Source organism: Paenibacillus protaetiae (genome assembly GCF_004135365.1).
Lineage (GTDB): Bacteria > Bacillota > Bacilli > Paenibacillales > Paenibacillaceae > Paenibacillus_AP > Paenibacillus_AP protaetiae.
This window is the reverse complement of sequence record NZ_CP035492.1, coordinates 2,098,426-2,111,364: the sequence shown is the minus strand read 5'-3', so window position 1 is coordinate 2,111,364 and position 12,939 is coordinate 2,098,426. Positions and strand designations below refer to the sequence as shown.

Here is a 12,939-nt window from a genome sequence, read left to right as displayed (position 1 = left end):
GGGAGCATAATTCCATGAAAGTATCCTATCAATGGTTAAATGAATATATCGATTTGTCCGGTTTTGCGGCTGAAGAGCTGGCGGAAAAAATTACGCGCGGAGGCATCGAGGTTGACGGCGTAGAGCCCCGCGACAAAGGGGTTACCGGCGTTGTAGTCGGTTATGTCAAATCCCGCGAAAAACATCCGGACGCCGACAAGCTGAACGTCTGCAAAGTAGACGTCGGCACAGGCGAGGAGCTGCAAATCGTTTGCGGCGCCAAAAACGTCGATGCCGGCCAGAAGGTGCCGGTTGCTACCGTTGGCGCCAAGCTGCCGGGCGGTCTGCACATTAAACGCGCCAAGCTGCGCGGCGTGGAGTCGCAAGGCATGATCTGCTCGGCGAAGGAGCTTGGCATTAACGACAAGCTGCTGCCGAAGGAGCAGCAGGAAGGTATTCTCGTGCTGCCGGAAACGCTGCCGCTTGGCACGCCGATCGTTGAAGTGCTTGGCCTGAACGACGAGGTGCTGGAGCTGGACCTGACGCCAAACCGTTCCGATGCGCTTAGCATGCTTGGCGTTGCGTACGAGGTTGGCGCCTTGATCGGCCGTCAAGTCCGTTTGCCGGAAGCAGGGGTTAACCATGCGTCCGACCGTGCAGACAGCCATGTTACAGTAAAAGTCCGCGTGCCGGAGCTTGCACCGCAATACCACGCGCGCTACATCAAGGACGTCACAATCGGCCGTTCGCCGCTTTGGCTGCAAAACCGCCTGATCGCGGCAGGAATCCGTCCGATCAACAACGTGGTGGACGTGACGAACTTTGTATTGCATGAATACGGCCAGCCGCTGCATGCTTTTGACGCCGATCTGATCAAGGACGGCCGCATTGAAGTTCGCCTTGCGGAAGCGGGCGAGATACTGGAGACGCTGGACGGCCAGGAGCGTAAGCTGGAGCCGCATATGCTGGTCATTACGGACGGCAGCAAGCCGATTGCGCTTGCAGGCGTTATGGGCGGAGCTAACTCCGAAGTGACGGACGGCACCGTTAATATTATTTTGGAATCGGCTAAGTTCGACGGCGGCACTGTCCGCAAAACGTCGCGCCAGCTGGGCCTTCGTTCGGAAGCAAGCATCCGCTTCGAGAAAGAGGTTGACCCGGGCCGCGTCATTCCGGCACTCGACCGCGCTGCGGCGCTTATCGCCGAGCTGGCCGGCGGCCTTGTAACGGAAGGCATCGTCAGCGCCGTATATGAAGAAGGCAAAGCGAAGCAAGTGCGCGTAACGCTGGACAAAATCAACCGCTACCTCGGCACGGAGCTGTCCGCTCTTGAAGTCCGTACGATTTTTGAACGGTTAAGCTTTGATTGCGCAGCGAATGCGGAAGGCGAATTTACGGTTGAAGTGCCAACCCGCCGCGGCGACATTACGCTTGATGTGGATCTGATCGAAGAGGTTGCGCGCCTGTACGGCTACGACAACATCAAGGCAACGGCGATCCACGGCGACATCGTTCCCGGAGCGCTTACGAAACCGCAGGCGATCCGCCGCGAGCTTCGCAAACGGCTGACGGACGCAGGCTTGCACGAGATTGTTGGTTACTCGTTTACATCGCCGGATAAAGCGGCTTTGTTCCCGGTATTAGCTGGCGAAGGCAGCAAACCGGTCAAGCTCGCTATGCCGATGAGCGAAGACCGCAGCGTGCTCCGCACATCCCTGGCGGCACAAATGCTGGAGACGGCGGCGTACAACCGCAACCGTAAAATCGAATCGGTGTCGATTTTTGAAATCGGCAGCGTGTTCCACAGTGACGAAGAGCAGCTGACCCGCCAGCCGAAGGAGCTTCACCGCCTCGCCGGCCTGCTGGCCGGTAACCGCGTGGAAGCGCAGTGGAACCGCAAAGCGGCGCCTGTCAATTTCTACGACGCCAAAGGCGTGCTGGAAACGGTATTCGAGGCGCTTGGACTAAGCGGCAAAATCAGCTATGAAGCTGCACAGCCGGAAGGATTCCATCCGGGCCGCACGGCAGCAGTTATTTTAGCGGATGGCGAAAGCCCGCGCACCATCGGCTATATCGGACAACTGCATCCGGAGCTGCAGCGCAGCGCGGATTTGGCCGATACGTATGTGTTTGAAATTACGCTGGATGCCGTATATGAAGCGGCGGAATCCACGATCGTGTACAAGGAGCTCCCACGCTTCCCGGCGTCCCAGCGCGACATTGCCGTTGTATTGGATAACGGCGTTCCGGCAGCTAGCTTGACGGAAACCGCCTGGAACGTGGCAGGCGAGCTGCTGGAACAGGCGCAGGTGTTCGACGTTTATACCGGCGAGAAGCTTGGTGCAGGCAAAAAAAGCGTGGCGATTTCGCTTGTATACCGCCATGCGGAACGTACATTGACAGACGAAGAAGTAACGGAGCTTCACGGCAAGGTCGTTGCTGCACTGGAACAATCTTTTGCAGCCGAATTGCGTAAATAGGCAGGAAACCTCCAAAGCCGCATCGAATAGTTCCCAGTGAGCGTCGATGCGGCTTTTTACACCTTAGAAACGCGACTAGATTAGAGGAGGATAGCCCTTTATGGATGCTGATCAAGTTGTTGTTACGGTTGATATATACGGCGGGCAATATAAGTTAAAAGGCCATAATAACGCAGATTATATGAAGCGGGTTGCTTCGGCGGTTGACGACAGCATGCAGAAGCTGGCAAAGAGCTACCCGAGACTTGATATGCCGAAGCTGGCGGTGCTTGCCGCTGTCCAGCTGGCGGAAGAGATGTACCGGCTGCGCCGGGAAAACGATACGCTGCAGGAAGAGGAAGCAAAGCGGATTGCGTTGTCTCATGAGCTGGATCATGAGAAACAAAGCAATGAGCGGCTGCTGAACGAGCTGGAGCAGCTGCGCGAGCAATCGCTTCAGGAACTGAGGCGGCTGCAGGCGGAAGCGGAGGAACAGCTGAAAGCCGCGCAGACCGATGCCGAACGCAAGCTGGCAGAACAGGCGGCTGCGGCTGCGGAAGCGTTGTCTGCCGAGCAGGAAGCGTATTCGGAGCTGCTGGCGCAAGCGGAGCAGGAACATGCGGCGAAAGCGGAAGAGCAGCGTCTCGCCTGGAACAGCGAGCTGGAGCAGCGCGAGCAGGCTTGGCAGGCGCAAGCGGAAGCAGCCGAGCAGGCGTTCCGGCAGCAGGCGGCGGAGCGTGAACTCGCCTGGCAGGCGGAGAAAGCGCAGGTCGAACAGCACATGCTGTCCGAATTTGATGAGCGGCGCAGCGAATGGCTGGAAGAGAAGCGCCATATTGAAGTGAAGCTGGCCAAGCTGCAAAGCGAATTCGAGCAGGAGAAGCTTGCGCTTGAGGGCCGCATCGCCATGGCAGACGAGCAGCTGATTGCGGCGGCCGAACAGGAAGAGTCGCTGCGTTCGGCCATTGCGCAGTTGGAGCAGGACGGCGAAGCGCATGCCGGCATGCTGGCGGAAGCCAGGGATGAACTGGCCCGGCTGCAAGAAGCAAACGCGGAGGCGAAGCGGCATGTGGAGCTGCTGGAGCTGCAGCTGTCGGGCGAACGCGAACGTTTCGAAGAAGCGATGAAGCAGGCAATGGAAGCGGCTGAAGAGAAGCGGCTGGAGATAGAGCTTGAACTGGAAGCGCTTGGGCATACGGCAGAGGAACAGCGCCGGATTTTGGAAGAAGAGAAAGCGAAGCTTCGCACGGGTTACGAGGAGCGGCTGCGCCAGCTGGAGCTGGAGCATAATGCCCATACGGCGAAGCTTACGCGGGAGCATGAGGAGCAGCTTGCAGCTGCCCGGCAGGAACAGGAAGCGAAGCTTGCCGCTATTGCTCAAGAGGAAGAAGCGAAGCTTGCTGCGGCTGCACAGCAATACGAAGACCGGGTTGCGTTCATGAAGCTGGAGCATGAAGAACAGGCTGCGGTTGTAGCCCGGGAGCACGAAGCGCAGCTCGCAGCGCTGAAGCTTCAGCTTGATGAATCGGCCGAACAATACGAGGTACGGCTTCTTGCGCTTCAACAAGCGTTTGACGAAGCCGCGCAACAAAATAAGGAGCAGCTTGCAGCTGCCCGGCGTAAGCTGGCAGATACGGTTCAGCAATATGAAGAGCAGCTGCTGGAGCTGCAGCTCCAATTGGAAGAAGCCGTCAAGCGGCATAAGGAGCAGCTGGAGCTGCTGGCAGCCGAACAGGAAGCGCATCTTGCGGTGCTGGATACGGAACATAACGAAGCGCTGGACAGGCTGCGGCTTGATCAGGCGGAACGGGAAGCGGAGCTTGTGCAGAAGCATGCCGCTCAGGTAGCGGAGCTGAACGGCAAACATGAGGAGGAGCAGCTTGCTCTGATGCAGGAGCAGGAGAGCGAGCAGCTCAAATGGCTGGAGCGCAGCAAGCTGCAGCAAGCCAAGTTTGAAGAACAGCTGGCACGAGTGAAAGCGGAGCACAGCCGGTTTGCCGCTTCGCAAGCCGAGACGCATCAGGCGGAGCTTGCGAACCTGAATCAACAGTTTGAGCAGCAAAAGCTTGCGCTGGAAGGCCGGATTGCTTTGGCCGATGAGCAGCTGGCGGCAGCGGCGGAGCAGGAGCATTCTCTCCGCGCCTCGATCGCTGCATTGACGGCGGGACATAAGCAGGCCGTTGACGAGCTGAAGGAAGCGCAGGAAGCGGCATCCGAGCAGCTGGCTTTTGAATATGAGACGCGTATGGACAACCTCGTGCAGTCGCATGAAGCGAAGCTTGCGGCACTGCAGGAAGAACATGCGGCATACATAGCTGAGCTTGCCGCAGAGGCGAAACGGCGCGAGCAGCAGCTGACCGAGGCAGCGGAGCAGCAAACCGCTCAGCTGAAAGCCGGTTATGAATCGGAGCTGTTTGCTTTAAAAGCGGAGCATGAGCTGTTTGTAGGAGAATTGATGCAGGAGCATGAGGAAGTAGCGGCTAAACTGCAGCAGCAGTACGAGGCTGAACTGGCGCTTCGCGATAAACAGCATGAAGCGAACCTTCAGGCGGAGCTGGACAAGCTGGCGGAGTCGTTTGGCGGCCATAAAGAACAGCTTGTTCGCGAGCATGCCGAACGCCAGGCGGCCCTTGTGCAGCGGCATGCCGAGCAGCGCGCTTTGCTTGAGAAGCAATATGAAGAGCAGGAACACGAGCTGGTGCAGCAATGGTCGAACCGCTGCAGCGAACTGCAGCAGCGGTATGATCAGCTTCTGCAGGAGCATGACGCGAGGCTGGCGGCTTTGCACCGGGAACAAGATGAATTGCAGCAGCTGATGTTCCAGGAATATGAGGAACAGCAGCGTAAACTGCAGCAGCAATTTGAGGCAGACCGCCGCCAATTCGAAGCGGATCGCCGGACGCTGGAGGGCGAGATTTCAAGCCTTCGCGCTAGCCTGGCGGAATGGAGCAGCCGGCTTGCCGGAACGGAAAGCGAGCTTGAACGGTTCAAGGAGCGGGAAAGCATGTTGACCGAACAGCTGGAGCTGACCGCTGCGAGGGAACGAATCGCGCTGCAGCAGCTTGAAGCGGCTGCGGCAAGGGAAAGCGATTTGAGCGAAAAGCTGCAGCAGGCTCACCAGCTTGCCGAGCGGCTTGAGCAGGAGATGAAAGCAGCCTCGGCCGCGCAGGAACAGCAGCGTATCGAAGCGGAGATTATGCTGCAAAGCGAGCTGGAGAAAGCGCTGGCTGAAGCGGCGGCTGCGGCGCAGCAGACGGAACGGCTGGATGAGCGCACCGAAGAACTTCAATCCGAGAGGGAAGAAGTGATGCGGCGCCTGGAAGAGCTGCGTGCCGAACATAGCCAGCTTGTGCGTATTCATCAGAAGCTTGAGCAGGAATACGCCAAGCTGCAAACCGAATTTAACGAATGGATCGAACTGATTGAACAGAGCTGAACAGCAGCAAAATAACAGAAAGGGGACCAGCCGGTCCCCTTTTTGTTATTTGTGTATAAAAGGGCAGCCGGCTTGCCGGCAGCTCCTGTTTTCACAGGCTTTCCCGATGGGGCAGCCGGCATTTGCCGGGCTACTTCACGATCAGCTTCGTTTTCATTTGCGAATGGCCGGTGCCGCAAGGCACATTGCAAGCCATTTCGTATTCGCCTGCATCGGCGATGTTGACGGTTGTTGTCGATCCGTTTTTGACGGTGTAATCGGTGCCTTTAATTTCGATACCGTGTACACCTTCTGTAGATTCCAGCGAAATCGCCACATCCGTGCCTTTTGGAATATGATATTCCTTCTGATCAAACTGCCAGTTTTTAGCTTTGACTGCGACGTTGGTTGAAGCTGCTCCGGAACCTGCATTATTGGAGGCGCCGTTATTTGCCGCGCCGTTGTTTGCTTCGTTGTTGCTTTTATTGCCGCCGCAAGCAGCAAGTACAAGCACAAGCGCAAAAATAGCGCCAAATAAAAACCATTTTTTCATGTTGATTATCATCTCCTTTCCAAGCTTGTCCCCCAAATCCATTGGCAAGCTTATCCTTCATTATTTTACCTCTTGTGCTTGGAAAAATAACACAGCAACTGTTGCAATTTGTTGAAACATGTAAGCCGCTTTTATCTTTCGCTGCTCCGTCCTGCTTCAAACGGCGTGCTGACCGGGATAAACAAGTCGATAATCCCGATCACGAGGGCGGCCAGAATGGCGCCAAGCCATGTAACCGTTACTCCGGATACAATAAACTGGGCTACCCAGATGACGATGGCGCTGGCGATAAAACCAACGATGCCGCGGCCAAAGGGCGTAACTTTTTTACCGAATATACCTTCGATAATCCATCCAAACGCTGCAATGACAAGGGCTAAGAGCAAAGCGCTCCAGAAGCCGCCGACACTGAATTGCGGAACGATAAACCCGACGATCATCAATACGATCGCAGCAACGATAAACCGGACAACATGACCTAAAAACCTCATATTCATAAACCTCCTGTCTTAATGGGTACCATTTTGATCCGGCAATGAAAAACCGCAGCTATCGCCGGCTCGCAATAGTGCTGCAGTGGATTCGGAATTATTGTCACCAACTTGTTGAAAAACATGTGTCCGAGAGACGGCGGCAGCGTGCATGAACGGCACGGTTCGGCTATAATAATAGGGCGAGAGGGGTGTTCACGTTTTGGATGGCAAAATTTTAGCGACACTTGAATTTCACAAAATTATACATAAATTGACGGAACGCGCTTCAACCGATTTAGGCAAACGGGAAGCGGCCAAGCTGGCGCCTGTATCCGATCTGGAGACGGTTAAGCTGATGCTGCAAGCAACCGACGAAGCTTATACAGCGGACCGTCTAAAAGGGAGCGCTCCGTTTGGCGGTGTGGCGGATATTGCTCCCGCTTTGCAGCGGGCAAGAATCGGAGGCACGCTGAATCCGGAAGAGCTGCTCGATATTGCACTGACCTCCCGCGCTTCGCGCCGCGTGAAGCGGCATATCGCGGTTATTCATGAAGATGAGTCGATTCCCTTATTGAACGGAATCGCCGAGCAGCTGGCCGAGCATAAAGCGCTGGAGGATGATATTTTTGCCTGCATCGACGAACAGGCGGAAGTGATGGACAGCGCGAGCGCCGAGCTGGCCTCGATCCGCCACGAGCTGCGCAGCGGCGAGTCGCGGATCCGCGAGAAGCTGGAGCAGATGATTCGTTCCTCTTCCGTGCAAAAGATGCTGCAAGATGCAATCATTACGCTCCGCGGTGATCGTTATGTCATTCCGGTCAAGCAGGAATACCGCTCGAATTTTGGCGGGATTGTGCATGATCAGTCCGGTTCCGGCGCTACGCTGTTTATCGAGCCGGAAGCGATCGTAGCCATGAATAACAAGCTCCGGGAGCTGAAAGCGGCTGAACTGCGGGAAATCGAAAAAATATTGCAAATGCTGACGGCGAAAGTGGCGGATTATACCGAGGACTTGGGCTATAATCTGGACCTTCTTGCCCGGCTTGATTTTGCATACGCCAAAGCAAGGCTTGGCCATGAAATGAAAGCTTCGATGCCGCGGATGAACGACCGCGGATTCCTGAAGCTGAAGCGCGGCCGCCATCCGCTGATAGCAGCGGAGAAGGTTGTGCCGATTGACGTAGAGCTTGGCAACGACTTTACGGCTATTATCGTAACCGGCCCGAATACGGGCGGCAAAACGGTATCGTTAAAAACGATCGGCTTGCTCAGCCTGATGGCGATGTCCGGGCTTTTTGTACCTGCCGAAGAAGGCAGTCAGCTATGCGTGTTTGACGCGATATACGCCGATATCGGCGATGAGCAAAGCATTGAGCAAAGCTTAAGTACATTCTCGAGCCATATGACGAACATTATCCGCATACTGAATGCGATGACGGCCAAAAGCCTTGTGCTGCTTGACGAGCTTGGCGCCGGCACCGACCCGGCTGAAGGCTCGGCGCTGGCGATTGCCATTCTGGAGCATATTCATAAGCTGGGCTGCCGTATCATTGCGACGACCCACTACAGCGAACTGAAAGCTTATGCATATGACCGCAAAGGCATTATAAACGCCAGCATGGAGTTTGACATTGCTACGCTGAGCCCTACGTACCGTTTGCTGGTTGGCGTTCCCGGCCGAAGCAACGCCTTTGCGATTGCGGAACGGCTGGGCCTATCGCGCAGCATTATCGACCACGCGCGCGGCGAGGTCAGCGAAGAGGATCAGCGCGTGGAGAGCATGATCGCTTCCCTCGAAGAAGACCGCATCAGCGCGGAATCGGAGCGGAGAACGGCAGAACAGCTCCGCCGGGAGCTGCAAGCGAAGCAGCAGCAGCATGAAGCCGAGCTGCAAAAATTCGAAGAGCAGCGCGACAAGCTGCTGGAGAAAGCCCGCGAGGAAGCCCGCGAAGCGGTAGCCAAAGCGAAAAAAGAAGCCGAGACGATTATTGCCGACTTGCGAAAGCTTGCGCTGGAGGAAGGGGCTTCCGTCAAGGAGCATAAGCTGATCGAAGCGAAACGGAGGCTGGAGGAAGCCGTTCCGGAGCAGAAAAAAGCCAAAAAACCTGCTGCCAAAGCGAAGCGGGAAACGATTGGCCCCGGCGATGAAGTGATGGTATACAGCTTGAACCAAAAAGGCCATGTGGTCGATATTTCGGGCAAAGAAGCGACAGTTCAGCTTGGCATTATGAAGATGAAAGTTTCGGTGGATGATCTGGAGCTTGTTAAAGCGGCGGCGTCGATTGTTGCCAAACCGCTGAAGCAGGCGGCCAGCGTTAAACGTACCCGTGACGACCAAGTCCGGATGGAGCTGGATTTGCGGGGAGCGAATTTGGAAGAAGCGCTGATTGAAGTCGACCGTTTCCTGGATGAATCCTTTCTGGCCGGTATGGGCCAGGTATATATTATTCATGGGATCGGAACCGGCGTGCTGCGGAGCGGCGTACAGGAATACTTGCGCCGTCACAGCCATATTAAAAAATACCGGTTAGGCGCATACGGGGAAGGCGGGGCCGGCGTTACCGTCGTGGAGCTCAAATAAAGCGTGCCATACGATGACAACTAACGCTTAAGGGGAGAATACGCATGGGAAAAGAAGTGGATCTGCTGTTGAATAAGCCGTATGCAGCGTCCCTTGTTTATGTATCCGTTGCCGTGCTTTCACTTATTGTGTTTTTATCTTTGTTTGAGCTTGTTACCCGCTATAAAACCTGGTCGGAAATAAAAAAAGGCAACCTCTCGGTTGCGATGGCAACTTCCGGTAAAATATTCGGTATATGCAACATCTTCCATTTTTCGGTGACGGCTAAAGATTCGGTCTATGAAAGCCTTGTATGGGGCGGCTACGGGTTTGCCCTTTTACTGGCGGCTTATTTTTTGTTTGAGTTTTTAACGCCTGTTTTTCGCATTGACGATGAAATCGCGGCGGATAATCGCGCTGTCGGCTTTATTGCGATGATGATTTCCATCTCATTATCTTATGTCATCGGATCAACCGTCATTTTATAGAACCGGCTGATTTCCGTAACGTTTCATAAGGGAGACTATGCGATGAAATATTTGTGGGGAATATTGCTCGCCGTAGCGGTGCTTTTTATCGCGGCGGGCTGCATTTACATTGTACAAACAACATGATGCGCGGCTGCTGCCATAGCAACAGCCGGCAGCTGTTAGGAGGATGAACAGATGAGCGGCAACGAAACAACGATATGCCCATGGTGCCAAACCGAAATTGTATGGGATGAAGAATTGGGACCGGAACCATATTGTCCGCATTGCGACAATGAACTAAGCGGTTACCGTACGGTTCAAATCGGAATTGAACGCGAAGATGAAGAGGACGATCAGGACGATTCCGATTGGGAAGGCGGACCGGAGGAGCCGGTTGATTTTGCGGAGCTGGACGAAGTGGACACAAACAGCGTTTGGTATAAAGTGGATCAAGCACTGAAAGTGATTGTGGACAGCCAGGAAGAAGCGCCGGAATGTCCGGAATGCAAAGAATATATGGCAGAGCTTGGCGTTCAGGCGATGCCGGCCGGATTTGTGCCGACAAAACACTCGTCTATCGGTAATTCGCTGGTGAAAGCTGCATTTGAAACCGTATGGTACGTCTGCCCGGCTTGTTATCGGACAACCTCGGTGTTAAGCCAAGCCGACCGCGATGAAATGGTGAGAAGATTGTCTTCTGCTGCAGAATAAGGGCGGCGGGAAGCGGGAACTTCACCTTCATTTGGAAGTGTAATCCTTTTTGGCGCTGGGTAGCCTAACAGAACGAATTCGCTACTGACAGGAGGAATCGTTTTGAATGGTCAGAAAGCTTCCGCAGCCGGCGGGCGTACCTTTCGGTCATCTGTACAGATCCGAAACGCAAGCGGCGGGTTAGATTCCCAAGCCGTACTATTACTCGTGGTACAAGCTTTGTTCGGAATCGGCACGGCCTTATCCGGAACCTTCGTCCCGGTGTACTTATGGAAAGCGAGCCAGTCCTATTCCCTTATCGGCCTTTTTGCCATTACCGGCTATGTGACAAGCGGGCTTACATTTTGGCTGGCCGGCAAATGGGTGAAGGAGCATAACAAGATGAACAGCCTCCGGCTCGGGATCGTGTTGTCGGGGGCATTTTATTTTTTAGTGCTGTTGTTTGGCCAAGAGGCAAAGCAGTATGCTTTGCCTCTTGGCGTATTAAACGGCGTAGGGCTCGGATTTTATTGGATTGCCTATAATGTCGTTTATTTTGAAATTACAGAGCCAAGCAATCGCGACCGTTATAACGGTTACGCCGGATTAATGGGGGCTGCCGCCGGCATGCTGGCGCCTTGGATTTCCGGCTTGCTGATTACATCATTTGGCGGCGAGCGGGGCTATACGCTTATTTTCACCATTTCGCTTGTTATTTTTGCGATCGGGGCTGTCTTTAGCTTTTGGCTGAAAAAAAGAGAATCGGCAGGCCGATACGACTGGAAGCACACCTATACGATGCTGCTGCAATCGCCGCTTTGGCGCAGGCTGTTTTTTGCCATTACCGCGCAAGGTGTGCGCGAAGGCGTATTTATGTTTTTGATCGGCTTGACCGTCTATACCGCTACGCAAAATGAAAGCAAGCTGGGCAGCTTCGCGCTTATCACATCGCTTGTTGCATTGCTCAGCAACTGGATTGCCGGCCGAGCGTTGAAGCCTGCGAACCGGGGGATCGGCATGCTGATCGGCACTGTGATGGTCTCGGCTTTTATATTGCCGCTGTTCTGGAAAGTGAATTACGGCATTATGCTTTTGTTTGGCATAGGGACTGCGCTGTTTTTGCCGCTGTATATGATTCCGATGACAACACGGGTTTTCGACATGATTGGCTTGTCCGAAGAAAGCGCAAAGCAGCGTGAGGAATATATTGTTCTTCGCGAACTGGCGTTAACGGTTGGCCGCTCGATTGGGGTCATTGTCTATTTGATTGTATTATCGGTTTATCATACGCCGCAAACGATGGTGTGGCTTTTATTTGGGGTTGGCACTGTGCCTGTGCTTGCCTGGTGGCTGATGAGGCCGCTGCTGCCCGAGCATCCCCGCATTTTACAGTAATGGAGAGTGAGCTGACGTTGCCTCGTATTGTATCGAATATAACGGAATTAATTGGCGATACCCCTGTTGTAAAGCTGAACCGGATTATCGGCGAAAACAGCGCCGATGTATATGTGAAGGTGGAGCGGTTTAACCCAAGCGGCAGCGTGAAAGACCGGGCTGCGTATTCGATGTTTGCCGATGCGGAGAAAAAAGGATTGATTCAGCCCGGCGCCGCCATCATCGAGCCGACAAGCGGCAATACCGGCATCGGCCTTGCCATGAACGCAGCGGCCAAAGGGTATCGGCTTATTATTGTAATGCCGGACAATATGTCCATCGAACGGATCAAAATTATGAAAGCATATGGTGCGGAAGTAGTCCTTACGCCGGCAGCCGAGCGGATGCCGGGTGCGATCCGCAAAGCCAAAGAGCTGCAGGAAGCGATTCCGGGCAGCTTTATCCCAAACCAATTTGAGAATCCGGCAAATCCGGACGCGCACCGTCACTCCACTGCACTGGAAATTATGGCGCAAATGGACGGCAGACTCGATGCTTTTGTGGCTTCTTCAGGAACAGGCGGCACCATTACCGGTACGGGCGAAACGTTAAAAGCGAAGCTGCCGGGCTTGTACATTGCCGTAGTAGAGCCTAAAGGCTCTCCTGTATTATCGGGGGAAAACCCGGACCGCATAAGCTCGTAGGTACCAGCCCGGGTTTTGTTCCCGAAATATTAAATACATCGGTGTATGATGAAATTATTCAAGTAGCCGACGAAGATGCGCTTGAAACGGTCCGGCTGCTAGCCCGCCTTGAAGGACTGCTGTTAGGTCCGTCCGCGGGTGCTTCCGTATGGGCTGCCATGCAGGTGGCGCGCAGACTGGGAGAAGGCAAACGCGTCGTTTGCATTGCGCCGGACAGCGGCGAACGTTATTTGAGCATGGGGATATTCGATTAGCCCCGTGC

8 protein-coding genes and 1 pseudogene are annotated in these 12,939 nt (G+C 54.6%); 7 read left to right on the top strand and 2 right to left on the bottom strand.

Annotated elements, in window-relative coordinates:
* Positions 1–14 precede the first annotated feature (14 nt).
* Together pheT and zapA are read left to right on the top strand one after the other, a co-directional pair.
* The gene (gene pheT, locus ET464_RS09720) at positions 15–2,459 is read left to right on the top strand and encodes a phenylalanine--tRNA ligase subunit beta (RefSeq protein ID WP_129440421.1); all 2,445 of its coding nucleotides are present in this window, start codon (positions 15–17) and stop codon (positions 2,457–2,459) included.
* A 100-nt stretch (positions 2,460–2,559) separates the two neighbouring features.
* On the top strand, positions 2,560–5,874 hold the full coding sequence (gene zapA, locus ET464_RS09715; protein WP_129440419.1) for a cell division protein ZapA: 3,315 nt from the start codon (positions 2,560–2,562) through the stop codon (positions 5,872–5,874).
* 130 nt (positions 5,875–6,004) lie between these two features.
* Here zapA and ET464_RS09710 read toward each other — a convergent pair whose 3' ends face one another.
* Positions 6,005–6,406: a cupredoxin domain-containing protein gene (locus ET464_RS09710; protein WP_165279965.1), complete on the bottom strand. Its 402-nt coding sequence runs from the start codon at positions 6,404–6,406 to the stop codon at positions 6,005–6,007.
* Between the two features lie 131 nt (positions 6,407–6,537).
* Entirely contained in the window at positions 6,538–6,897 is a 360-nt protein-coding gene (locus ET464_RS09705; protein ID WP_129440414.1) for a phage holin family protein, read from the bottom strand.
* A 202-nt stretch (positions 6,898–7,099) separates the two neighbouring features.
* Between ET464_RS09705 and ET464_RS09700 the strand changes: the two genes are divergently transcribed.
* From ET464_RS09700 to cysK, 5 genes and pseudogenes are all read left to right on the top strand, one after another.
* On the top strand, positions 7,100–9,460 hold the full coding sequence (locus ET464_RS09700) for an endonuclease MutS2 (RefSeq protein ID WP_129440412.1): 2,361 nt from the start codon (positions 7,100–7,102) through the stop codon (positions 9,458–9,460).
* A gap of 44 nt (positions 9,461–9,504) precedes the next feature.
* Positions 9,505–9,927, top strand: a complete 423-nt coding sequence (locus tag ET464_RS09695) for a DUF350 domain-containing protein (protein ID WP_129440410.1) — start codon at positions 9,505–9,507, stop codon at positions 9,925–9,927.
* Positions 9,928–10,104: 177 nt separating this feature from the next.
* Positions 10,105–10,620 (top strand): hypothetical protein, encoded by a 516-nt coding sequence (locus ET464_RS09690; RefSeq protein ID WP_129440408.1) that lies wholly within the window; start codon positions 10,105–10,107, stop codon positions 10,618–10,620.
* 102 nt (positions 10,621–10,722) lie between these two features.
* Positions 10,723–11,994 carry an MFS transporter gene (locus tag ET464_RS09685; RefSeq protein ID WP_244226727.1) on the top strand — a complete coding sequence of 424 codons (1,272 nt, stop codon included), beginning with the start codon at positions 10,723–10,725 and terminating at the stop codon, positions 11,992–11,994.
* A pseudogene (gene cysK / locus ET464_RS09680) lies at positions 11,994–12,931 on the top strand (cysteine synthase A). The gene ET464_RS09685 and the pseudogene cysK overlap by 1 nt, the downstream one beginning before the upstream one ends.
* The last annotated feature ends 8 nt before the right edge of the window (positions 12,932–12,939 follow it).

What these genes read in the sequence shown, in the direction of transcription:
- ET464_RS09705 (WP_129440414.1), bottom strand. Translation starts at nt 6,897, where the DNA reads ATGAGGTTTTTAGGTCATGTTGTCCGGTTTATCGTTGCTGCGATCGTA.
- zapA (WP_129440419.1), top strand. Translation starts at nt 2,560, where the DNA reads ATGGATGCTGATCAAGTTGTTGTTACGGTTGATATATACGGCGGGCAA.
- ET464_RS09690 (WP_129440408.1), top strand. Translation starts at nt 10,105, where the DNA reads ATGAGCGGCAACGAAACAACGATATGCCCATGGTGCCAAACCGAAATT.
- ET464_RS09710 (WP_165279965.1), bottom strand. Translation starts at nt 6,406, where the DNA reads ATGAAAAAATGGTTTTTATTTGGCGCTATTTTTGCGCTTGTGCTTGTA.
- pheT (WP_129440421.1), top strand. Translation starts at nt 15, where the DNA reads ATGAAAGTATCCTATCAATGGTTAAATGAATATATCGATTTGTCCGGT.
- ET464_RS09695 (WP_129440410.1), top strand. Translation starts at nt 9,505, where the DNA reads ATGGGAAAAGAAGTGGATCTGCTGTTGAATAAGCCGTATGCAGCGTCC.